The following is a 22,603-nucleotide window of genomic DNA, read 5'->3' as shown; positions in this document are numbered from 1 at the left end:
GATGAAAAGAAAAGTTCTTATCACAGGAGCGACTTCAGACATTGGCTTGAGTATTGCTCACAAACATGTTCAAGAGGGAAACTTTGTGATCCTTCTTGGACGTAATGAAGAGAGCCTTAAAATCGCTGAGGAATCTTTAGGAAAAGATTCCTCAGCCGCTTATGTTTGGGATTTGAAGTCTCCTTCATCATTAAAACCGCTGCTGAAAAAGATCGTTACTGAGCAAGGTAAAGTTACAGATCTTATCTGTGCTGCGGGCTACCATAAAATCTTGCCGTTGAAGTTAGTATCGGATGAAGAGCTTCTTTTGACTATGCAAACGAACGTGAATAGTCACTTGATCCTTTGCCAGCTTTTTTCGAACGCTTTATATTCAGATAAGTCTCAGGATAGAAGTATTACACTGATTTCTAGCATTGCCCATTTCGTTGGTGAGCCAGGATTAGTTGCTTATTCTGCAGCAAAAGGGGCTTTGATTTCTGCAAGTAAATCAATGGCTAGAGAATTAGCTCCGCGTAAAATCAGAGTAAATACCGTTTCGCCTGGATGGGTTGAGACCAAGCACACAAAAGATGTAGCGGTTGATTTGGGCGAAGCAGCACTTGAAAAGTTAGATAACCTATATCCTTTAGGTTTAGGCAAACCTGAAGATGTTGCAGAGGCCTGTTATTTTTTGAGTAGCAGAGCGTCTCGCTGGGTGACTGGTTTAGATCTTGTGATTGATGGAGGGCGCAGTGTCTAAATTAAAGTTTGAAACCGTAATCGTGATCGGTTTTGGTAAGATAGCTCAAGACGTTGCTTCCAAGCTTCTTCAATATGATGTGACGCTGAAATTGTTACAGACAGAGATGCAACCTTTTTCTACTCTTGAGTCATTTGCTCAAAAACACGACGTCGCATATCAATTTAAGCATACGAAAGAAGATATCGAGTCTTCGTTACTCAGGTGGCTGTCTGGTAATACATTAATCATCAGTGCGAATAATAACTACCTTTTTAAAGGGAAGTTACTGACTTTAAAGAATGTAACTATTATCAATTTTCATAATGCACTTTTACCAAATTTACGAGGAAGAAACGCACCTAGTTGGGCTATTTTTCATCAATTAGAAAAAACCGGTGTCACTTGGCATTATGTTGATGAAGGTGTAGACACTGGTGAGGCTATTGCTTTTTCCGACGTATTAGTTGATAAGCATGACAAAGCATATCAGGTCGCTCATAAATGTATGCATGCCGGATTAGAAGCCTTTTCAAACGTAATTGATGAATTGTTGCAAACAGGCAGTACTCCTTGCTTGACTAAACAGCCATTGAGATACGACTATCTGTACCTGTCCAAAGATATTCCCGGAAATGGCTGGCTAGATATAAAACAATCAACGCTTGAGAACTATCGCATATTGAGAGCATTAGATTATGGACCATTTAAAGTTTTTCCTAAGGCTCTAATTGATAATGATGGTGATAGATACTCTGTACGTGCTTATCAGTTTATTGATGAACCAAGCGATAAATCTGTAAATTGTAGCGAAAATAGCATCGTGATAAATGATGAGTTTGGCTTGTTAAAAATACACGTTGAAAAAACCGAGATTGAGCAGGGGTAAATAATGTCTAATCCAATTATTATATTTGGAGCTAGTGGCCTAGCTGCGGAAGTGTACAGCTGGATACAAGATGTAAATGATATTCGTGAACGTTTCTTGTGTTTTTGTGTGACTGACGAATATTTTGTATCAGGAACAACATTTTATGGCCACGAAGTAAAATCAATCTCCATGCTAGATGATCTTGAACAGTTTGATTTTATTTTGGCATTTGGAGGGGAAGGTTATGCTCGGGCTAGTATTGCCGAAATGCTAAAAGATAAAGGCGGTAATGCTATCTCATTTATTCACCCTAGTGTTGTGTTGAGCCCATTCTCTTTAATAGGTGAAGGTGTAATTATTAACCCAAACTGCAGCATCTCTCCTGGTGCAGCTATTGGTGACTTTTCGCTCATCAACTGTAATTGTGCTATTGGACATGATGTCAAAATTGGTCGCTATACCTCTTTACTAGGAAGCAATACCATCAATGGTCATGTAGAAATTGGTGAGAGAGTATTGATTGGCTCCGGAGCAACTATCCACCCTAAAGTTAAAGTAGCAGATGATGCGACAGTTGGCATGGGAGCTGTCGTATTTACCAAAGTGAGGTCAAATACCACCGTTCTAGGTAATCCTGCTAAAAAGATATAACTCTTCTTAATTAAATAAAATAGAAGACAGAGGAATAAAATGTCCACCAAAGTCTCGGTTATTTGTACTTGCTATAATCACGAAAAATATATTGAGCAGACACTTTTATCTATACTTAATCAGACAGTAGACTTTGAATACGAGTTGCTTATACATGATGATTGTTCTCCTGACAATAGTCGAAAAATTATCGATAGAGTTTTTAATGAGTATTCTGGGAAATGCCAAATAAAGAGAATTTATCCAGAGGAGAATATATACTCTAAAGGGTCATCAGCTGTACTTTTTAACATGTTGCCTCATGTTGATGGGGAGTTCATCGCTTTTTGTGAAGGTGATGACTATTGGGTTGATGACAACAAGCTTCAAAAACAGCTTGAAGCTTTGGCAAACCATAAGGATATTAATGCTTGTTTTCATCCTTCTTTGACTTTGCTAAAAGACCAGTTGGTTGACAAGAAATACGGATACCAAGGCGATTTAGAAAAGAAAATACCTTATCAGTATGTCATTAAGAAGGGCGGAGACACTATGCCTATGGCATCGATGTTTATTAGAAAAGAGCCGTTTTTTGACCTAATTTACCAACATGAAGACTTTTTCAAGCTTTATGGCGAGCACTCTGTGTTGCAGATTATCAATAGTATCGAGCAAGGCGCCTGGTACCTCCCTGAAAAAATGTCGGTTTATCGTAGCATGCATGAGGGCTCTTGGAGTCTCCAGCAAGCAAAAGACCCAACGGCAGAAGACCGAGAGTTTGAGCAATATAAAATCCGTATTCTTGGTTTGAACAAGATCTATCGCTATAAGTATTGGATATGCTTTTTAGGTACATATCTGAAAAAATCGAAAAAACATTACCTAAAGAAAATAAAGCGTTGGTTTAAAACTAAAGCTTAAAATAAAGCCGAGTTAATACTCGGCTTTTTTAGATAGGAGAGGTGGCTGTGGTGGTACGTTGTAAGGAGCCTGAGTTTGCTAACATAAAATGAGCAAGCTCTGACGTGATGCGCTCATGAGCTGCGACGTCTTTAATTAGAGCCACGATAGCTCTTGCCAGTTCATCCTCATTTTTCACAATTTTGATGAGGCTGTTCTGCTTCATTTCATGTACGATTTCTTTGAAGTTAAAGAAGCTTGGACCATTGATAATAGGGACGCCCAAAGCAGCAGGCTCCAATACATTGTGCCCACCAACCTTATCTCCAATTAGGCTTCCACCCATAAAGCAGATGTCCGCTGCGCCCATCAACGTTAGCATCTCACCCATAGTATCGCCGAGATATACTTGAGTATCCGTCTCTACTGCATGCGTTGAAGTACGACGCACAGTGTTAAAGCCTTGCTGTTGGCAAAGCGTGAATACATCATCAAATCGTTCTGGATGGCGAGGAACCAAAACGAGTAAAGCATTTGGATGAGATTTTAAAACTTGTCTATGTGCATCTAATACCTGTTCGTCCTCGCCTTTGTGGGTGCTAGCTGCAATCCAAATCGGACGATCGTTTCCAAGTTGGGCTCGAAGCTGCTGTCCTTGCTGTTTCACTTGCTCTGATATTTGAATATCGAACTTAATCGAGCCAGTAACGGATAGTTTCTTTTTCTCAACGCCTAAGCGTTCGAAGCGCTCTGCATCTGAATCCGTTTGGCAGAGTACTTGAGTTAGGCATGGATGAAGCTGGTTAAAAAGCCGCTGTATTTTGGCGTAGTTCTGACACGATTTTTCAGATAGGCGCGCATTTACGACAGTTATAGGGATACCCGCTTTGTGAACATTGTGAAGCGTGTTTGGCCACAGCTCAGTCTCAATGATCAACATCTGTTTTGGTTGCACTGCTTTAAGAAAACCTATGATAGCGAACCCAAAGTCAATTGGCATATAGCGGTGTTCAATTAAATCACCCAACTTAGCAATCTGTTCAGCTCCGGTACTTGTTGTTGTAGTAACTAGAATAGATTGTTCGGGGTTTTGTTCCTTAAGGGCTTTAATTAAAGGTGTTGCTGCTATGCTTTCACCAACAGATACGGCATGTATCCAAATAGGTTTGTCGTTGCTTTTTAGCTTGGGAGTTATGCCAAAGTGCTCTTTCCAGCGAGAGCCAAACTGAGGCTTATTTGGTTTGCTCTTGTACAAACCAAATAAAAGCAGCGGTGACGCTAGGGCGAGTAGTAAGGTATAAACAATACGAACTAACATGAGCTTATCGTAATGGCGTCAAGTTTTTGGATACTATCTAGCACTTGCTTAGGCGAAAGTTCTGTCAAGCACTTAAGGTGTTTGTATTGACATTCACGCTGGAAACAAGGGCGACAATCAATATCGGTATGAACAATCTCCACTTTTTCTGCGAGTGGGGGGGTGTACTTCGGTGAAGTTGAGCCATACACGGCAACAACATTACAACCAACCGCAGCTGCCACATGCATTAAGCCTGAGTCATTTGCGACAACAGTCTTACATGCAGCAAGTAAGTCGACTGCTTCAATTAAGCTGGTTTGGCCTGCCAGAACATGAATGTGCTCATGGAATTGCGTCGGAACAAGTGCGCGAATATTGTTACAAGTCTCTAAGTCTTTTTGAGAACCAAACAACCAGATTTGATGCCCAGATCGAGCCATTTGTGTCGCAACTTCAGCGTAGTGTGTTTCGGGCCATTTTTTTGCGGGACCAAACTCTGCTCCTGGGCACAGTCCGATAATTGGTTGGTCTTGGGCTAAGTTGAACTTTTTGATCGTGGCTTGTTGCTCTGCCGCGTTAATTGCAAGGCGAGGGCGAGGTAAGGTTTCAAGCCCGCCAAGAGAGTTAGAGTCCACCATTTCTGCTTTTGGATAAGCTAACGCTACATAGCGCTCTACCATGTACTGAAAAGACTTCATGTTAGGGCGTAAGTCGTTCAATAAACCATAGCGCATTTCTCCCTTCCAGCCAGTACGAAGAGGAATGTTGGCAAACCATGGGATCAGTGCTGATTTCGCTGATTTAGGCAAGATATAGGCGTGGTCATATTGCTTTTCACGTAATGATTTGCCAATTTCCCTGCGGCCTAATAAGTTAAACTCACCATGACCGATAGGCATTTCAATCGCTTGATGGATTTCTGGCATACGCTCAAGAATCGGTTTACACCATCCTGGAGCGATAACGTCAATTTGGCTATCTGGATGGCGTTGCTTTAATACGATATATAACGATTGCGACATTACCATATCGCCGACCCATGCAGGGCCAATGACTAAAATCTTCATGCTTTGTTTTTCCAGTATAGGAATTTCAAAATTGACTCATAAGTTCTAAAAAGTTCAGCGTATATTTTATTCGCAAGAGTCATTTTGGATTTATCTTTTCTTTTACCACCAATCGTCGAAGCAATCTCTGCTCTAGTAAAGAGATCTGGAGACACGCTGTAAACTTGAACACCATGTCTCCATGGTTTTTCCATGTAGTCATCGACTGGTTCAATAAACTCTTGAGCATGCATAACAAACTTTGAGGCTGCTTTAGGTGTGACGATATAAGCGGTGGTACCACAAGTGCCTGCTGAGTATCCCCCTAGCATATGATTATCATCAATAGGTACGATTGGGGTGAATACACGCTTCTGAGTGGCAGACAACTTGATGTAGTCATAATTAGAAGTCAATGGAAGGGTATGTTCGAGTACTTGCTTCAGCCCTTCTACGGGGTCGACGTTGTCTTCTAAGATGACGATCGGTTCATCAAGCTCAACACAGCGAACCCACAACTCGTAATGGCTTGCAAAACAGGCGACTTCACTGGTTTTTAATTGATACCCTTTGCGGCGTAGAGTAATGGTAGGACGACTTTTTTCTGAATGAAGAAAACGGTCAACAGAGCCATCTACTGCATCAAAAAATTCAAACGTAATGCCTTGTTGTTTTAACTTTTCTTCAATACGTTCTCGGCGATCTAGCGATCGAGCCAAGCTTACGACAAATACTTTCACTGCACTTTCCAGTCGCTGTTATATCTTGGTTTAAACAAATTGTAATAGTTATTGCCGTCTTCTTGAGAGTGCAGCAACTGTAGTACCCACATATATTGTTCGGGTTTATCACCGACAAAATATTCAATGGCTTCATTACAGGTACGAGCGTCTTGCTCTTCGCCTTTATCCAGCTCAAACGCTGGTAAAATCTCAATATCAAACGTACCATCTTCAGTGTTCATCGACGCAAATAGAGGCAGTACTTTTGAGCGTGATAGTTTCGCAATTTTGCCTAAACCAGGTAGCGTTGCTTTACGTGTTGCAAAAAAATCCACAAACACACTATGCTCTGGGCCGTGATCTTGATCGGGTAGGTAATACCCTACATAGCCATCTCGAATGGATTTCAGGAAAGGCTTAATGCCACCTGAGCGTTCATAAACACGGCCACCGTATTGGACTCTTTGCTTGTGCATTAGCCAGTCAGCAACATCATTCTTTTGTTTCTTCGCCATTGCAGAAACTGGCATTCCCATTGACGCGAGCAAGATAGCAGGCACATCAATTGCCCAAGAGTGGGGAACCATTAAAATCACATTTTCGTTGTTATCAATGTGCTGTCGTAAAATGTCTAGGCCGCGAATTTGGCAACGGTTCTGAAGCCATTTTGGTGAGCGTAAACTTAGTAACCCGAAGCGAAAAAAGAACATGGCTGCTGTGTAGAGTGTTTTTTCTATCAAAGCTTCACGTTCTTGGAACGACTTTTCCGGAAAACACAGCTCAAAGTTAACCCTCGCTCGGTGAGCTGGCCCCTTGTGGGATTTCGACAGTTTTTTGGCTATGGTTTTCGCCAACCACTTTTGTAAACCCAGTGGCATTAATGATAAAGGTAAAAATAAGATAACACCTAACCACGTGCCCCAGTACTTAGGCGACAGAAAGTGGCGCTTAAACTCAGGGTTATATGCTTTAGGGTCGAAGTCATCACGTTTTATGGTCATGGCGTGTCTAGTTACCTATTCGTGTACGGGCGAAGTGGTTTAAATGAGAAAAAAGATAGTTAGGAATGATACAGGCTATTGCATTTGAGTAAAGGTGGCAGGTTATGGTTCTACCACCTTGTGGTGCTTAACTGTTTTGGATAGTCAAGTATTCGGCAACGCCTTCTGCAACTGTCTTGAATTCAACATCACAACCTGCGGTGCGCAGTTTGGTCAGATCCGCTTGTGTGAATTCTTGGTAAGCGCCTTTTAGGTGCTCAGGGAATGGGATGGTTTCAATTTGGCCTTTGCCATGATGCTTGATAACTGCTTTTGCTACCTCTTCAAAAGATTCAGCACGGCCAGTACCACAGTTAAAAATGCCTGATACGCCGTTTTCTAAGAACCACAGGTTTACTTTACATACATCACCAACGTAAACGAAGTCGCGTTTGAATGATTCGCTACCCGCGAACAATTTAGGATTTTCACCTGCGTTAAGTTGGTTGTTTAGGTGGAACGCAACTGATGCCATGCTACCTTTGTGGTCTTCACGTGGGCCATATACGTTGAAGTAGCGGAAGCCGGTGATTTGAGAAAGGGTCTCACCATGCTCTTCAGCGTCTTGCCATAGGCGACGAACGTAGTTATCAAACTGCTGTTTCGAGTAACCGTATACATTCAGTGCGCCTTCGTATTCGCGTTCTTCAACGAAAGTATCGGTATCGCCGTAAGTGGCTGCGGAAGAAGCGTATAGGAATGGAATCTCGCGATCTAAACAGTAATGCAGCAGCTCTTTAGAGTACTCGTAATTGTTTAGCATCATGTACTTACCATCCCACTCAGTCGTTGCAGAGCAAGCACCTTCGTGGAAAATTGCCTCAATCGGACCAAAATCATCGCCCGCCATAATTTGGGTCAGAAAGTCGTCACGATCCATGTAATCTGTGATGTCCAGATCAACTAAGTTCTTAAACTTTTTGCCATTTTTTAGGTTGTCGACAACCAGGATATCGTTAATACCAGCTTCGTTTAGTGCTTTAACAATGTTGCTGCCGATCATGCCAGCGCCACCAGTTACGATGATCATAGAACTTCCACCATAGATTAAAATTTTCTCAGGAATTCTAGCAAGAAACAGAAATTAGCGCTATTGGAAGGAAAAGGAAAGGTATAGAGCACTTGGGGGAGGAATAAACAAAAGGGAGCCGAAGCTCCCTCAAGTAGGCTGTTATTTAGCGTTTGACGTATTTGGGCGTTGATACCAAGGATTACGCTCATCCGTCAGCTCAATCAAGCTGTACTTACGACCTAGCTTCTGACCGCCATCGCGAGTCAATGGTTGCCAGCTAAAGAACGCACGGTTGTTGCTTGGCTTAACGGTCATGATGTCGAATGGAATCGAAATGTAGAAGCCTTTAGTAAAGCTACCTTCACCGAATTCGTCAGCCGACAAATCACTGATTGATGCGAATGCACCTGCAATGACACCACTCTTGAACTGTTTAGATACATTCACTTGTGTACCGATATCACCCGCTAGGAACTGACCAACATCAACTTGAATCATCAAATCTTGTAGGAAATCCCATTGAGGGTAGTAATAACCCGACACAAAACCAGTAAAGCCTTTATCTACAACTTGGAACGGACGTCCATATTCTGGCACATTTTGCCATTTCTCATCGTAAACACCGAAGTAACTTTGTGGATCACGTTGAGAAATTAAGTTGACGTCAGCGCCAATCGCCCAGTTAGCTCCTTGTGGTCGGTAAAGAAACTCGGTACCGACTCCGGCAAACATGCTCTCCAGATAGCCCGCGTAGAATTGCTGGTCCATGGTATCTGAATACTCTTGGAACCAAGTTAACTGTAGGTTGGACATGGTTACCGCGTGTTCATTTTGATAAGCACGGAACATGGTACGTACACGAGGAATCGAAGTGCCGTCTGGTGGGGTGACGTAGTTAAACTTGTCGTAGTTGTTGTACCAATCCCAGTATAGCGAGCCACCAATTTCTAGGTTATCTGTCAGCCAGTAAGAGGCGCTGCCACTTAGACCAACACTGAACAGGTAGAACTCTTCTGGGTTGCCCAAGGTCTGAGCCAGTTTTGGTGAGAAGCCCCAATCAAAGCGCTCAAAACCATCGTAAGCAGGTTTGCCTTGCGGTTTATCATTTGAGGTTGATGTTGCATCTTCGATATTTGGATTGATGTAGTTAACTTCTGCAAAGTCACGGTATTTCTCTTTGGAGATAACCGTTTGATCGCCGATCAGACCACGACTGCGTTCATTGATAGTAAAGGTATCAATGTTGTCTGGCATTTCGTTATAAAGGACTGCCGCCGCTTTTTCATGAGCTTCATTGCGATCACGATACTTTTTCTGCTCGCCGACAACAGAAACGGTATTGTCTTCAACATAGAGTTGGGTATTTTGGTAGCCAGCAATTTTATCCAGCTCCTCAGTAACACGTTCCCAATCTACATCAGACAGTTGCTCTGGTTGCTTGTCTTCAACTTCTGGCGTTGGTGTATCACGCCAGAAAGACGGCATATCATTGAAGTTTGTGTAAAGGCTTACGCCTGCAACTAACGTATCACCGCGCTCATAACTCAAGCGCAGATCGGCCATATGCCCTAAACGATACAGAACACCAAAGTTCCAAGGTGTATGAGGCGTCATATCTACACCACTACGGACCACAGGGAAATCTTCGCTGTAATCGTTGCTGTCGTATTCGAGCTTAAATCGAAGCGGAGTATATAGAGTTTGATATTCTATTCCGCCAAACAAGGCCGCAGTACCCTTGAAAAAACGATCTACATTAGTTGTGCCACCCGTAGAAGTTACATCACTTGGTCTTTGGCAGAAGCTATCTGATAGTTTACAAGCAGGGTTACTGATATTGTTACGCGTACCTAAGTAGCCCCAGCCCATACCTAAAGTAAAATCAAAGGTACCGAGGTTTGGGTTTGAGTAGCGTTTTGTCGCTGCAACAAACTCACCATCAAAAAGACCGGTACCGGCAAAATCACGTACACCAACAGAAAGCTCTGGCAAGTATTCTGACTCTTGTAAAAGTCGAAGTTTAAAATCGATGCCTTTGTCGGTGTATTTAGTATCGCCGGAAAAATTGGGATCGTTACTGTAGAGATAATCGTTAACCATAGTATAGCGAATTGTCGCTTCTAACCATGGCATCACTTGCAGAGTTACGTTGTAGAAAAGGTATTCATCGCTGCCAGTGACCGCAAAGTTAAACTCACCTTCAGGTGCCATACGGCCAGTTGGCATCTGCATTAGGCCGACACCACCAAAGTCCATTTGTGAAGGTTGCAGTGGTGGCACTTCAAATGGCATATTTTGAGCCCACACCAACGCTGGACCCATTAACGAAAGGGATAAACTGGTTCTGATCAGGTTCATGTTTAATTCTTCGATGAGGTTGGTTTACGTTGTGCAAGCAAAGCAACAATGTCTTTATCCATTTGTGAGTTTTCGAACTCATCAAACGGTACGTACACCATGGTGAGTGGTGGTAAGTAGTATTGAGTGGTTAGCCAACTGCCATGGTGAGGATGAATGACCTTGCCATCTGGGTAAATTAGGATTGGCGGATAAGCAAGTTCACCAATATCGCTTGAACCTAGATTCTGGATCTGTTCATGTAGAGCGATACCCGCTTGGTTTGCTACCGTGTAGACTTTTCCCATATTACCTACATAGAGCACTTTCTCTTCACGTTTTGGTGCACTTAACGCAAGTTTACCTTGTAAAAGGGGGTTATCAAATTTATCCAGACGGATGCGATCACCATCAATGGCCGACAGCACGCGAGGCGCAAACAGGCTTTGTTGGATAAACTTGTAAAATGGGTGTGCAACTAAATTATGTTGAATCATTTGGTTCAACACCGAGTTCTTTAAGGCAGTACTTTCTTGCAGTGCTGTTTCGGAATTATCAAATAGAGCAACAGCTAAAGGGTATTGTAGGGCGACTTGTTGTTCCTGTGCATGCTTTAGTATGCTCCCTAAGCGTGCCGCTTGTTGAAACTGCAGTGCTTTGCCCGTTCCGACAAGTTCAACATTAAGCGGTGAAGATGGGTGATTTTGAGCTTGAACGGCAGTAGGTGCCGCCAGAATCGTTGCCGTTAAACTTAGGCCTAATAAAGATAGCAGTCGTTTATTCATTATTTGCTGTATCCTTTTAAAATCGTCAGTTCAACAGGTACCATGTTTGGACCTAAGTGTTGACGCGTTTTCACTACTTCTCCCTTACTGTTTACCCAATATTGGTTATCTACGCTTTCCTCTAAACTGGTAAAGGTGACAACCTCTGTATAAACATCAGTAACGGTAGATGAAATAGGGGTGACAACGGTTTCTTGACCCTGATGAGAACGCTCGACTTTAGCCGGGAAGCCATAGCGGTATTTATCAGCCCAATCGTAAGAAAGGACATATTGCTCTGAGGATTTGGAGTATTCAGGCACAGTGCCATAAATCCCTGCTAGATTGGTGGTTTGCAAACCAATGGTTTTAACGATATGGCCGTTTTCTGTTACCACCATGGCTTTGTCTGCACTGACCCACTTTAACTGGGTATTACCAGTTAATGGATTTTTCTCGGCAAAGGCTAACACTACGAAGACCTGTTTTTGGTCGCCAATTTTTAAGTAAGCGCTAGCATAAGGAACTGCTTCAATTTCTTCTGATGTTAGCTCGACATCGATGTAGTTGCTATAAGCTTCTTGGACTGTCGCGGAAACGTCATTAAATTTTTGTGTACAGCCAAAGATTGAACTCATTAAAGGTAGGGCAATAAGTAAGCGCATCCATTTTTGCGATAGAAAGGTGTTCATCATTCCCTCATTACAAATAAAATCGCCCTGAATAGTTCAGGGCGATTGTTTCCATATCTACAAAACTAAAAAATTATTTATTTAGGGATGTAGAGTTAGAGTTAGAAGTAGACGTTGAAGTTGAATCACTGTCTGACGCTGCAACTGCTACTACAGTTACTGCTGCTGCTGCACCTACTGCTACTGCAGTTGTGCCAGTTGCAGACGCAGATGCTGTACCAGCTGTACCAGCTTCAGTCGCTGCAAATGCAGTTGATGCGCTTAGAGCCATAAGAATAGCTAGAGCTGTATTCTTCATTATTAATCCTTGTATATCCGGTATAAAAACATCGATGTTTGGTCTGTTTAGAACATACCATTGTTCATTTTAGTTAAAAAACAATCAGCATGTAAACAGTTTCCTATGTGAATTTACCTAACGTTAAAGAAAAATTGTTGCAAGGCTGAGAGTTAAGAATAGAGAATTGCTTAGGTTTGATCGTTGTATTTAATCAAAATGCTTATTTTTACTGCGTTACTTCAAGCCACCTCTGAGTTTACGCAAACGTTCACATTTTTGTTCAATGCATCCGTAACGGTGTTCTGTTTTAAGCGGCTGACAGCCAGTGTTTTTCTCATTCGTGAGAATTTACGAACCATAAACGGAAATCTGAGACGTTTTTGCCCCCTTGCCGTTTTGCGCTAATACATGCATAATTTGCCAGCTTTTGTGTTGCGTTTATAAAAGATTGTTTTTTTGAACGGCTAGTCGCAAAAGTGAGGCTTAAAAAGAATATTTATATCAATAAACCGAATGAATCGGGAATCAGCGAACAGTGGCTAACGCGTAATGCCGCCGGGCGGTAGCGTGTAAACGCACAAGCGAAATTGACAAAAGTTAACAGACATTCACTGCGCGCGTCGTTCATAATGTGCAGCGGTCAGTCGACACCCAAGGAACACTTACGTGATTAAGAAACGACCATGGCTAGGGGCGTTGAGTGCAATCAGCTTAGGCTTGTGCTCATTTTCTGCCTCAGCAGATTTTTATGCTGGTGCGTTAGTAAGTTACTCTAACGCTGAATTTCATCATTCCTCTTCTCCAGTAACCGAGGGAAACCCTTTCCTTCTTCAAGCGCAAGCTGGTTACTTCTTCAATGATTACCTCGCTTTTGAAGCACGTTACGGAACTTCTGTACAACGAGATAGCGGACTTGCAGTAGATAGTCTTGCGAGTGGTTTTATTAAGTTGAATATGCCTGTCTCCGAGCGTGTAGCACTTTACGGACTTGCCGGTTATTCTAGTGTCCAGATCGACCAACAAAATGTAGGCTCTAATAAAGATCAAGGTTTTAGCTTTGGCTTGGGTATGCATTATGCTTTGGACAAGCAGAATGCGGTTGTCTTTGAGTTCGTAGATAGCACATCTGAAGACCAGGCACGCTTGAACGCACTTACTCTTGGCTTTCAACACCGGTTTTAATTAAAGACCTAGTGCCTAGTTTTGTGGCTAGGATTTTTAACTCCTGACTTTAAATAGCGAATTATCATGCTCAAAGGATATTTCTCGATAGGTGCTTGCATTCTGGCAAGCCTATTTGCGCCGCTTACTATTGCGCAGACTCCAACCCCAGAACAAATTCAGATGTTTCAGAACTTACCAGTTGATCAGCAACAAGCACTGGCGAGTAAGTATGGCATCTCTATTCCATCCGGCGCATCTTCTCAGCCAAGTAATTACCAAAACCCTCAAGTGATTGAGCAACGTCCGCCTGTTAGCAGCGCGACTGAAGCAAAAGTAAACGATTCAGAAAAAGACGAACAAGGTCTAAAGCGTTTTGGTTTAGATTTATTTGCGGGTTCACCGACGACATTTGCACCAATTAGTGACGTGCCTGTTCCGGCTGACTACACGGTAGGAGCTGGTGATGAAATCGTTATCCAACTGTTTGGTAAAGAGAACACGACGCATCGCCTTCGCGTTAATCGCGCTGGTATCATTAATTTTCCTTCTCTTGGTCCTGTTCAAGTAGCCGGCATGACATTCCCTGACGTGCGCGATTCTCTAAATCAGCGTGTAAAAGAGCAAATGATCGGGGTTCGCAGTGATATTTCGTTAGGTGAAATGCGTACCATGCAAGTTTTTGTTATGGGTGATGCCTTCAAGCCAGGTGCTTACACGGTTAGTGCACTAACCACAATCTCTCAAGCGATTTACTATAGTGGTGGCTTTAGTGAGAGTGGTGCCCTGCGTAATGTGCAACTTAAGCGTAATGGTCAGGTAATTCGTAAGCTTGATATGTACGACCTTTTGTTGAAAGGTGATGCGCGTAATGATGTTCGACTGTTACCAGGAGACGTGGTCTTCATCGGTGCATTGGGTAACACGATTTCGATTGATGGTGAAGTAAACCGCCCCGCAATCTATGAAATCAAACCAGGTGAAACCTATAAGCAAGCGATTCAAATGGCTGGTGGTTTTACGGCTAACGCTTATAGCGATCAAATCGAAGTGAAGCGTTACGCCACTAAAGGTGCTCGCGATGTATTAACACTGAACTTTAGCCAGTCACATGACCAGCAAACTAAAGTCAAAGATGGTGACGCCGTTAATGTACTGAAGAAGAGTGAAGAACTAACTCGTTACGTGCAAATTGAAGGTGATGTTCGCCATCCCGGCTTTATTGAGTGGAAGAACGGTCTGCGAATTGCAGATTTATTCCAATCTGTTGATGCCTCATTTAATTCTACTGCAGATGTAAACTATGCCGTTGTTGTTCGTGAGGTTAACCCACAACGTGACATCGAGGTTTACCAAGTTAACCTTGCTAATGCAATTCTTTCCCCAACGAGTAAAGATAACTTGACGTTAAACTCAAGAGATAGAGTACTGGTATTTAACCGATTGAGTAACAAAAGTGTTGATTCATTTTTAGAAACTGATGATAAGGCAAAAAGCCTGGAACAGGCACAGCTGCAAGCTAAAAAAGAAGAACAAGAACAGAATCTTGAATCATCATCAGCTAATGTTACGGGTAAAGATGTTCGTATGATGTGGCAAGGAAAACCCGTTACAGATGAACAAATGCAGGAGTTAAAGCGAAATACGCGTTCAACTCTTCTTGCCCCAGTGTTACTAAAGTTACAACAGCAATCGCGTTTGGGGCTAGCTCCTCAAATTGCAGAAATCACTGGTGAGGTAAAATATCCGGGTCGATACCCAATTTCACCTCGTATGAAAATCTCTGACTTGATTGAGGCCGCTGGCGGTTTAACATACGGGGCATTCACTATTAACGCAGAGCTTGCCCGCACCGTAATTAGAAGTTTCGATGAAAGAGCATCTGTTGATATTAAACGAATTGACCTACGTAAAGCGATTCAAGGTGACGTAAACAGTGATGTGATTATTGTGGGTAGAGATAGACTTAATATCCTGCAAAAGCCTGATGTGAAGGTACAAAGTACAGTAACGTTACAAGGTGAGGTTCGCTTCCCAGGCACTTATACCGTTCGTCAAGGTGAAACTTTAGGTGAACTGTTGGAGAGAGCTGGTGGTTTGACCGAATTTGCGCACCCACAAGGGGCTATCTTTACTCGTGAAGCTTTGCGCCTTCAAGAGCAAAAGCTACTAAACCAATATGCGGCAGATATGCGAGCAGAGACAGCGAAGAAAACCTTCCGAGCTGATAGTAATATGGGTTCAGTGATCTCAGACCCAGATAAAACGCTGAAGTTTATTGAAGAAGCAAGCCGTAGCAAGGCTCTTGGCCGTATGGTGGTACAGCTTAATCGTATCCTTAAAGATGAGCGTTCTGCCGACTTTATGTTAGAAGACGGTGACTTCCTATTTGTACCGACCTTCCGCAACACGGTTTCGATCATGGGTGAAGTTCAGGTTCCAATTACATATCTACTGGATAACAAGCTAGGTGTGGATGATTACTTGAATAAAGCAGGTGGTGCGAAAAAACAAGCAGATGAAGATCGTATCTTCGTTGTACGCGCAGACGGCTCGGTTTACAAACCAACATCAGGATACTGGTTCGGTAACAATCATGAAGAGCTAAAAGCAGGCGATACCATTGTTGTACCAATTGATACTGACTACCGTGATGCATTAAGCACTTGGACAGCTGCCACGCAGATTCTTTACCAAACAGGTGTAGCGATCAACGCGTTGAAGTAAGGAATGACAAGGTTATTCCAATCAGCTTAAACAAGATTAGAAATACATTGATAGTAAGAGCTTATGTAACGATTTAAGTTACATAAGCTCAACCTTATGAACATTATTAATCAAAACGGCAAATACTACTCTGAACACCAATAGTGGTATTATTCAGCCGTAGCCCGTCATTCCAGCGAGCCGAAGCGAGACTAGGAATCTTGTCACAGCACGGTTGTGTTTTGAAAGTCGGAGAATAATTAATCAAATTCCACCAATCTCTGAATTGAGTATAACGAACCTCAGAGCTTAGGATTAAAGACCAATGGAACCACAAAAAGAACCCAATCCAAACTACCTACCATATCCACCTAACCCACAACCTACAGATGATGAAATCGACTTACGTGAACTCTTAAAAGCTTTATGGAAAGGAAAGTTGCTTATTGTCGCAACCGCGTTTGTATTCGCTATCAGCTCAGTCCTTTATGCTTTGAGTCTTTCGAATATTTATAAAGCGGATGCACTCCTAGCACCAGCAGAAACCTCGAATGGTGGTGGATTATCAAAAATGGCAGGCCAACTGGGGGGGCTAGCAGCGTTGGCTGGTGTTAATCTTGGCGCAGGAGAATCCTCACAAACAGATCTGGCAGTACAAGTAATGAAATCTCGCCAATTTGTAGAAGCATTTATAAATAAGCATGATTTACTTGTACCTTTAATGGCCGCAACCGATTGGGATTTGGAAAACAACAAGCTTGTCCTAGACAAAAAGTTATATGACCCTAAAACTGGTACATGGCTACGTGAAGCACAAGGCTTACGTGGGGCGGTGCCAACAGCTCAAGAGGCATTTGAAGTATTTAACCAAGAAGTACTAAGTATAACTCAGGATAAAGAGAGTGGCTTATATCGAATATCTGTTAAGTTTTATTCTCCTTATCTTGCAAAGGATTGGGTTACTTGGTTGGTTGAAGATATAAATAAAGTCATGCGCGAGCGTACTATTAATGAAACAACTCAAAACTTATCTTACTTAAATATCCAATTGAAAAAAACTGCCGTGACAGATATGCAGAGTACTTTTTATAAACTTATTGAAGAGCAAACAAAAAGCTTAATGCTTGCAGAGGTCCAAGAAGAGTTTATTTTCAAAATTGTTGATCCGGCAGTAGTTCCAGAGGTTAAAAATGGTCCTCAGCGTGCGTTAATTTGTATTTTAGGGACTCTAATTGGAGGCGTGCTGGGCGTTGTAATTGTATTATTTAACTTTGCATTTAGAAAAAAATCTAATGATTATGCAGCATGCCATTTTTGAGTCTTAAGTTAGTATTGTTATTAATTGTAATAATAATATTATTGCTGATTGATTTGTAGAATTTTAAGACTGAAATCTGTTTAAAATACGAAGAGTTCAACTATCCCCGGTAAAGGTTGTTTGTGGGTAATGGATCTTTATATAAATTTTAGTAAATGAAAATTTTTGGTGAATAATGAATACTGCTAAAAAAAAGATAGTTCTTACTTACGGGACGTTTGACCTTTTTCATATTGGTCATGTCAGACTGCTTAAAAGGCTTAGTGAACTTGGTGATAAGTTATATGTTGGTATCTCTTCTGATGAATTTAACGAGTTAAAAGGGAAAAAATCTTTCTTTTCATATGAGGAAAGAGCTGAAATAGTTAATTCTTGCAAATATGTTGATATGGTTTTTCCAGAGCTAAACTGGGATCAGAAAATAAATGATGTTAAAAAGTACGGGGTCAATGTGTTTGCAATGGGTGATGACTGGGAAGGTAAGTTTGATTTTTTAGAAGAGCTATGTGATGTAGTGTACTTGCCGCGAACTGAAGATATATCGACAACAAGTATAAAAAAAGAACTGTCGACGTTAGACAATGTTAATTTAACTCTAGTTGAGGATACATTGCATAGCGCCTTAGAGATCGTAAAGAGTCTCTCTAAGGCATGATGAGGTTTTAACATGTTAGATAAGTTAAAATACAAAGTGAAAACCCAAATTATTGGTTTTTCCACGAAAGTATCATTTTTAGATTTAGCAATAATGAAGATAAGGAAATATAGGAAATCTAAAAGAGTTAATCCAAATAAGTCTGAGCATGCCGAGAGTGTATTACAGCTTATTAAAAACTCTAATCTTAAAGTATTCCCTATGTTTGGTACCCTTCTTTCAATATATCGAGATGGTAAGTTTATATATGCAGATGACTATGATTTCGCTTTGATGGAAGGGCAGCAACTTGATATTGAAGTTATTAATAAAATGAACCATTTTGGTGCGGTTTTAGTTGCTTTTTCAATAGTAGGTGATGATTTAGTAGAGTTATCATTTGATTTTAATGGTGTTAGGATCGATTTCTTTCAGCTAGATTACTCAAAGGAAAAAGTAACTCACCGTTGTCCTAACTTTAGAAAAGAAAGACCTGATATAGATTTTTCTAAATTGATTAAGAAAAAATACCAAACCTATTTTTCTGTTGACTATGTTCTATTTGAACTAGAGTTTAATCAGTCGTGGGGGGTATATATACCGACGGATTGTGAAAAGATTTTTGAAAGGCATTATGGCCTTGACTGGCGCACTCCCAAAATGAGTAATTTTATTGATTTTTCAAACTATGATTTTAAAGAATTAGACTCATACAATGTATGTGGAGAGCAAGGCCTTCTTATACATGAATTGGAAACTAAATTTAATAATTTGAATTGAATGTGAGCGAATAAATGTTTTTAGTTGTACAAAGGCTCAATAACTATGGATAAAAAACTATGGGAAAACTTCTCGTACTTGACAGTAATTCAAGTGCTATTAGTTGCAATGCCTTTGTTTTATTACCCTTATGTAGTGAGAATTCTAGGGACTGACGGTTATGGTGAAGTTGTCTTATCACAAGCGATAGTTGGATTTTTTTCTATTTTCATAAACTTCGGGTTTACTATATCCGCTACTAAATCAGTGTCAATTAATAGAAATGATAATGTCAAGTTATCTGAGATTTTTAGCTACGTATTCTATAGTAAATTGATTTTTTTGATTGTTAGCTGTTTTATACTCTTTATTATTCTTAGTGTTTTTGGAAATCTAGGCGTTGATAATAAACTTTTATATATCGCGTTTATAACATGCATTTCTGATGTCTTTCTTATCCAGTGGTTTTATCAGGGAATGGAGAAAATGAGATTAGTTGCACTTTCTAATCTGTTTGCGAAGTTTTTTTCTTTGATTTTAATTTTTCTGCTAATAAAAGATGCTGGAGATGGTGATACTTTATTATATATATTGTCTCTTAGTTTGATTTTTTCTAACCTTGTAATGTTCTTATACCCATTTCTAAAATACAATATTAGATTAACCCCATTTGAACGTAGTAAAGTATTTGAAACCATTAAAGAATCATCATTATTCTTCACTTCTAGGGTTTCTGTAGTTTTTATTGAAAAGTTAAATATTACACTTTTAGGTGCATATACTAACACTCACTTTGTATCAGTCTATGATTTGGCGAATAAGTTTGTTTCTTTAATCCAATTGCCGATTAACATGCTTAATCAGGCATTATATCCTCGTATATCTAATACTAAAAATATTAAATTAGTACTTAAAGTAATTAAATATTGTTTGATTATAGCTATACCAGTCGGAATATTTATATACTGGGCTATTCCGTATATAATTGAGCTTTATGCCGGCGGGGAGTTTTTAGATAGCGCTGTTGTATTTTACATACTAGGATTTAATGTCATCATTAATATTATATCTCATTTTTTTGGCAATTGCATCTTGGTTGTGATGGGGTATGCTAAGGAATTCAATTACTCTATATTATACAGTTCTCTATTGTATGCGCTCCTCCTTTCTTTATTTATTTTTTCACATATATTTGATGTTTATATATCGGCGTCGCTAATTGTATTTTTTAATTTTTCAGTTATGTCATTTAGGTTGCTTTTTGCTTCTAAGGCTAAAATATTTTGAAGAACACACTTAGTTTAGGGTTAGAACATATCTTATTTGCTTTATTTATAATTATATGGCTATTTTGTAGCTTACTATATATTCCTTTGTTTTTTCTGGTTGGGTTATTCACTTTATCACTATTATACCCGGGAAAAAAAACATATTGGGCGTTAGTACTCTCCATAAGTTTGATTTTTTCTCTGATGTCAATCTCAATAAACCCTATGGGAAATAATATTGGAGATGTTGTAGTATATTATAATGCATTCATAAATAAAGACTTTATTGACACGTTATTAAATTTAAAAATATATCGCTTTTTGATCTTTCAATTACAATATATCTTTGACTTGCCAGTTAAGGTTTACTCGTTAATAAGTATTTCTTTAATATATATTCTGTATTCTATTTTTTATTTTAATTTTTTGAAAGTTTTTTCTGTCTATGTAAAAACCTTCAAAGATAAAGTGTTTTTCTTGCTTGTTTTATTGTCGTCTATTCCATTTTTTATATTTAGTTCATTTGAGAACACATTAAGTTTTGTTTTTTTTGCTAATGGTTTTTTATGTTATTTAAATAGAAAAAAATTAAGCTGTTATGCTCTTTTTCTTCTCTCTTTTTTAACGCATGGTTCTAGTGTGATTTTAGCTATAATCTTTATTCTTTCTACAAAAGTCAGGAATATTAGCTTAAGTCTGCTGTTCATATTATCGTCAATAATGTTGTTGTTTATTTATTTTTTCTCATTCATTAGTGCGTACGTAGAGATTCCTTTTGTTGGGTTTTATTTTTTAAGATTAAATTATTACCTTACCGGTCCGTGGTCCTCATATATAGGTTTATTAGAATACTTTTTATTTCTAATAGCTTTGTTTAAAATGTTTATTCTTTCCGTCTTTATTAAGGATTTGAAGCTGCGGGCTCGCAATGATAGTCATATAATCATACTGAAGTTTTTCTTCTTTTATCTAACTTTCTGCCTTCTTTTTATCTCTTCTAGGACGTTAAATCTTCGATATATATATATCGGTTTTTTAATAATACTCCCTTATGCATTTATATATCTACAAAGCAACACGAGAGTGTTATATCGAAAAGTGATTATTTATTCATACTTCACATTGTCGATATTTTCATTGCATAACATTTATTATTTTTATGGAATAATGAAGGTTTCTTCTTTTGCTCCTGAAAAGGGAGTTTTTTCATCGGTTGTAGACTTTGTTAGTTCTGATTTTGATTTACCTGAAGGTAGATACATTATTCAATCTAGAACAGAAAGAGTTGAATCAAGTCAAAAGAGTAATTGATTTTGAAAACTGTAATCATATCGTATGAGTTTCCTCCAAGGATTGGAGGTGCAGGTATTGTAGCTTCCGATATAGCTACCGCATTTCGTAAATTTGGACAAAATATTCTTATTATAACTAGTTACAATGCTAGTATATATGATTTTTGTACTAATAGGATTGTTCGAGAAAGTGTGAATGGGGTAGAGGTAATAAGGCTTCCTGTTATCCATAAATGTTGGTTTCTCACTTTTCCTTATAGTCTAAAGTTAAACAGCCATTTCTTTGAAAGTGAGGATATAATCATATTAAATGATTTTGGCGCTGCTTTTTCGTTTTCTAAAATAAAACATTACTCAAAATATAGATATACTTTGTATGTGCATGGTAAAGAAAGTTTTGTTGTTAGAGATAAGTTTTTGCAAAATGTTGTTTTCTCTTTTAAAAAACGATATATAGATTTGATCCATAACGCAAAAAGTGTTGTGTTTGTGAGTGGTTTTATTAAACAATCGTTACTTGAACTTGTGCCAGAGGTTAAAGATAATAGTAAGTTTTCTGTTGTTTATAATAGTATAGATGAAGATTACTTCGATCGTATATGTATATCTGAAATTCCAAAAGATATGCGACTAACGATTAATACTAAATACACTCTGGTGACTGCTTGTCGATTAGTTAAAGGTAAAGGTTTTGATCGTAAGCTTGAAATTTTTAAACATCTTAAAAATAAATTAAAGTTGGATATATCATGGGTAATTATTGGTGATGGTGAATACAAAAGTGAGTTTTCACGCATAGTAAAATCTTTTTCATTAGATGATGTCCATTTTCTTGGTAGAGTTGAACGAAAAAACTTGAAATACTATTATAGTCAGTGTGACTTATTTTGGATGCTATCTGCCTATGAAGAGGCTTATCCTCTTGTTTACCATGAAGCCCAAGCATGTGGTTTGCCCGTTATGGGGTTAAATCTAGGAGGGGTTCCTGAAGTCATTACTAAAGGCTATGGAGTGGTGGTAAATAATAATAATGATGCGATTGACTTTATCACTGAACATTATGAAGGAAGTTGCTATGTGGAGCCGTGGAAAAACAAAAATAATAATTTAAAAACACTCTATAGCAAGCTCATTCAAATTATCTAGAGGT

General features: G+C 39.6%; 19 protein-coding genes and 1 pseudogene. 11 read left to right on the top strand and 9 right to left on the bottom strand.

Features of this window, described 5'->3' with window-relative positions:
* Position 1: 1 nt before the first annotated feature.
* The 4 genes from R7E47_RS10525 to R7E47_RS10510 are packed head-to-tail and all read left to right on the top strand — an operon-like array spanning position 2 to position 3,143.
* Positions 2-742 carry an SDR family NAD(P)-dependent oxidoreductase gene (locus R7E47_RS10525; RefSeq protein ID WP_225467970.1) on the top strand — a complete coding sequence of 247 codons (741 nt, stop codon included), beginning with the start codon at positions 2-4 and terminating at the stop codon, positions 740-742.
* Complete coding sequence (locus R7E47_RS10520; RefSeq protein ID WP_225467971.1) at positions 735-1,610, top strand: formyltransferase family protein; 876 nt, start codon at positions 735-737, stop codon at positions 1,608-1,610. Before R7E47_RS10525 ends, R7E47_RS10520 begins: the two co-directional genes overlap by 8 nt.
* 3 nt (positions 1,611-1,613) lie before the next feature.
* Positions 1,614-2,243, top strand: a complete 630-nt coding sequence (locus R7E47_RS10515; protein ID WP_033905966.1) for a NeuD/PglB/VioB family sugar acetyltransferase — start codon at positions 1,614-1,616, stop codon at positions 2,241-2,243.
* 39 nt (positions 2,244-2,282) lie between these two features.
* Entirely contained in the window at positions 2,283-3,143 is an 861-nt protein-coding gene (locus tag R7E47_RS10510; protein ID WP_104979958.1) for a glycosyltransferase family 2 protein, read from the top strand.
* Positions 3,144-3,171: 28 nt separating this feature from the next.
* Here R7E47_RS10510 and waaA read toward each other — a convergent pair whose 3' ends face one another.
* The 9 genes from waaA to R7E47_RS10465 all read right to left on the bottom strand — a co-directional run bounded on the left by waaA (position 3,172) and on the right by R7E47_RS10465 (position 12,333).
* Positions 3,172-4,440: a lipid IV(A) 3-deoxy-D-manno-octulosonic acid transferase gene (waaA, locus tag R7E47_RS10505; RefSeq protein ID WP_258500840.1), complete on the bottom strand. Its 1,269-nt coding sequence runs from the start codon at positions 4,438-4,440 to the stop codon at positions 3,172-3,174.
* The gene (gene waaF, locus R7E47_RS10500) at positions 4,434-5,489 is read right to left on the bottom strand and encodes a lipopolysaccharide heptosyltransferase II (protein ID WP_025768326.1); all 1,056 of its coding nucleotides are present in this window, start codon (positions 5,487-5,489) and stop codon (positions 4,434-4,436) included. The genes waaA and waaF overlap by 7 nt, the downstream gene beginning before the upstream one ends.
* Positions 5,486-6,208, bottom strand: a complete 723-nt coding sequence (locus tag R7E47_RS10495) for a glycosyltransferase family 25 protein (RefSeq protein WP_053807624.1) — start codon at positions 6,206-6,208, stop codon at positions 5,486-5,488. The genes waaF and R7E47_RS10495 overlap by 4 nt, the downstream gene beginning before the upstream one ends.
* Entirely contained in the window at positions 6,205-7,191 is a 987-nt protein-coding gene (lpxM, locus tag R7E47_RS10490; RefSeq protein WP_017634970.1) for a lauroyl-Kdo(2)-lipid IV(A) myristoyltransferase, read from the bottom strand. Before lpxM ends, R7E47_RS10495 begins: the two co-directional genes overlap by 4 nt.
* A gap of 127 nt (positions 7,192-7,318) precedes the next feature.
* On the bottom strand, positions 7,319-8,260 hold the full coding sequence (rfaD, locus tag R7E47_RS10485) for an ADP-glyceromanno-heptose 6-epimerase (protein ID WP_017634969.1): 942 nt from the start codon (positions 8,258-8,260) through the stop codon (positions 7,319-7,321).
* 141 nt (positions 8,261-8,401) lie between these two features.
* A complete protein-coding gene (locus tag R7E47_RS10480) occupies positions 8,402-10,600 on the bottom strand; it encodes a YjbH domain-containing protein (protein WP_318084247.1) in 2,199 nt (732 codons plus the stop codon).
* Positions 10,601-10,602: 2 nt separating this feature from the next.
* Positions 10,603-11,364 carry a YjbG polysaccharide synthesis-related protein gene (locus tag R7E47_RS10475; RefSeq protein ID WP_318084245.1) on the bottom strand — a complete coding sequence of 254 codons (762 nt, stop codon included), beginning with the start codon at positions 11,362-11,364 and terminating at the stop codon, positions 10,603-10,605.
* On the bottom strand, positions 11,364-12,035 hold the full coding sequence (locus tag R7E47_RS10470) for a YjbF family lipoprotein (protein WP_318084296.1): 672 nt from the start codon (positions 12,033-12,035) through the stop codon (positions 11,364-11,366). The genes R7E47_RS10475 and R7E47_RS10470 overlap by 1 nt, the downstream gene beginning before the upstream one ends.
* Positions 12,036-12,108: 73 nt before the next feature.
* On the bottom strand, positions 12,109-12,333 hold the full coding sequence (locus R7E47_RS10465; protein WP_318084244.1) for a hypothetical protein: 225 nt from the start codon (positions 12,331-12,333) through the stop codon (positions 12,109-12,111).
* 648 nt (positions 12,334-12,981) lie between these two features.
* Between R7E47_RS10465 and R7E47_RS10460 the strand changes: the two genes are divergently transcribed.
* The 7 genes and pseudogenes from R7E47_RS10460 (at position 12,982) to R7E47_RS10430 (ending at position 22,599) form a co-directional block, all read left to right on the top strand.
* Positions 12,982-13,497 carry a porin family protein gene (locus R7E47_RS10460; RefSeq protein WP_318084242.1) on the top strand — a complete coding sequence of 172 codons (516 nt, stop codon included), beginning with the start codon at positions 12,982-12,984 and terminating at the stop codon, positions 13,495-13,497.
* 345 nt (positions 13,498-13,842) lie between these two features.
* Positions 13,843-16,203, top strand: a pseudogene (locus tag R7E47_RS10455) (SLBB domain-containing protein); the annotation flags it as partial.
* A gap of 304 nt (positions 16,204-16,507) precedes the next feature.
* On the top strand, positions 16,508-17,500 hold the full coding sequence (locus R7E47_RS10450) for a Wzz/FepE/Etk N-terminal domain-containing protein (protein ID WP_318084238.1): 993 nt from the start codon (positions 16,508-16,510) through the stop codon (positions 17,498-17,500).
* A gap of 175 nt (positions 17,501-17,675) precedes the next feature.
* On the top strand, positions 17,676-18,155 hold the full coding sequence (gene tagD, locus R7E47_RS10445) for a glycerol-3-phosphate cytidylyltransferase (RefSeq protein WP_269043324.1): 480 nt from the start codon (positions 17,676-17,678) through the stop codon (positions 18,153-18,155).
* Positions 18,156-18,167: 12 nt separating this feature from the next.
* Complete coding sequence (locus R7E47_RS10440) at positions 18,168-18,914, top strand: hypothetical protein (RefSeq protein ID WP_029841780.1); 747 nt, start codon at positions 18,168-18,170, stop codon at positions 18,912-18,914.
* Positions 18,915-18,959: 45 nt separating this feature from the next.
* Positions 18,960-20,180 carry an oligosaccharide flippase family protein gene (locus tag R7E47_RS10435; RefSeq protein ID WP_068864952.1) on the top strand — a complete coding sequence of 407 codons (1,221 nt, stop codon included), beginning with the start codon at positions 18,960-18,962 and terminating at the stop codon, positions 20,178-20,180.
* Positions 20,181-21,474: 1,294 nt separating this feature from the next.
* Positions 21,475-22,599 carry a glycosyltransferase family 4 protein gene (locus tag R7E47_RS10430; RefSeq protein WP_029839767.1) on the top strand — a complete coding sequence of 375 codons (1,125 nt, stop codon included), beginning with the start codon at positions 21,475-21,477 and terminating at the stop codon, positions 22,597-22,599.
* The last annotated feature ends 4 nt before the right edge of the window (positions 22,600-22,603 follow it).

This window comes from Vibrio sp. Vb1026 (assembly GCF_033338745.1).
Lineage (GTDB): Bacteria > Pseudomonadota > Gammaproteobacteria > Enterobacterales > Vibrionaceae > Vibrio > Vibrio alginolyticus.
The sequence above is the reverse complement of the archived record's forward strand: the minus strand, read 5'-3'. Positions and strand labels throughout refer to the sequence as shown.

What these genes read in the sequence shown, in the direction of transcription:
- rfaD (WP_017634969.1), bottom strand. Translation starts at nt 8,260, where the DNA reads ATGATCATCGTAACTGGTGGCGCTGGCATGATCGGCAGCAACATTGTT.
- R7E47_RS10480 (WP_318084247.1), bottom strand. Translation starts at nt 10,600, where the DNA reads ATGAACCTGATCAGAACCAGTTTATCCCTTTCGTTAATGGGTCCAGCG.
- R7E47_RS10440 (WP_029841780.1), top strand. Translation starts at nt 18,168, where the DNA reads ATGTTAGATAAGTTAAAATACAAAGTGAAAACCCAAATTATTGGTTTT.
- R7E47_RS10450 (WP_318084238.1), top strand. Translation starts at nt 16,508, where the DNA reads ATGGAACCACAAAAAGAACCCAATCCAAACTACCTACCATATCCACCT.
- waaF (WP_025768326.1), bottom strand. Translation starts at nt 5,489, where the DNA reads ATGAAGATTTTAGTCATTGGCCCTGCATGGGTCGGCGATATGGTAATG.
- R7E47_RS10470 (WP_318084296.1), bottom strand. Translation starts at nt 12,035, where the DNA reads ATGAACACCTTTCTATCGCAAAAATGGATGCGCTTACTTATTGCCCTA.
- lpxM (WP_017634970.1), bottom strand. Translation starts at nt 7,191, where the DNA reads ATGACCATAAAACGTGATGACTTCGACCCTAAAGCATATAACCCTGAG.
- tagD (WP_269043324.1), top strand. Translation starts at nt 17,676, where the DNA reads ATGAATACTGCTAAAAAAAAGATAGTTCTTACTTACGGGACGTTTGAC.
- R7E47_RS10510 (WP_104979958.1), top strand. Translation starts at nt 2,283, where the DNA reads ATGTCCACCAAAGTCTCGGTTATTTGTACTTGCTATAATCACGAAAAA.
- waaA (WP_258500840.1), bottom strand. Translation starts at nt 4,440, where the DNA reads ATGTTAGTTCGTATTGTTTATACCTTACTACTCGCCCTAGCGTCACCG.
- R7E47_RS10525 (WP_225467970.1), top strand. Translation starts at nt 2, where the DNA reads ATGAAAAGAAAAGTTCTTATCACAGGAGCGACTTCAGACATTGGCTTG.
- R7E47_RS10475 (WP_318084245.1), bottom strand. Translation starts at nt 11,364, where the DNA reads ATGAATAAACGACTGCTATCTTTATTAGGCCTAAGTTTAACGGCAACG.
- R7E47_RS10465 (WP_318084244.1), bottom strand. Translation starts at nt 12,333, where the DNA reads ATGAAGAATACAGCTCTAGCTATTCTTATGGCTCTAAGCGCATCAACT.
- R7E47_RS10435 (WP_068864952.1), top strand. Translation starts at nt 18,960, where the DNA reads ATGGATAAAAAACTATGGGAAAACTTCTCGTACTTGACAGTAATTCAA.
- R7E47_RS10515 (WP_033905966.1), top strand. Translation starts at nt 1,614, where the DNA reads ATGTCTAATCCAATTATTATATTTGGAGCTAGTGGCCTAGCTGCGGAA.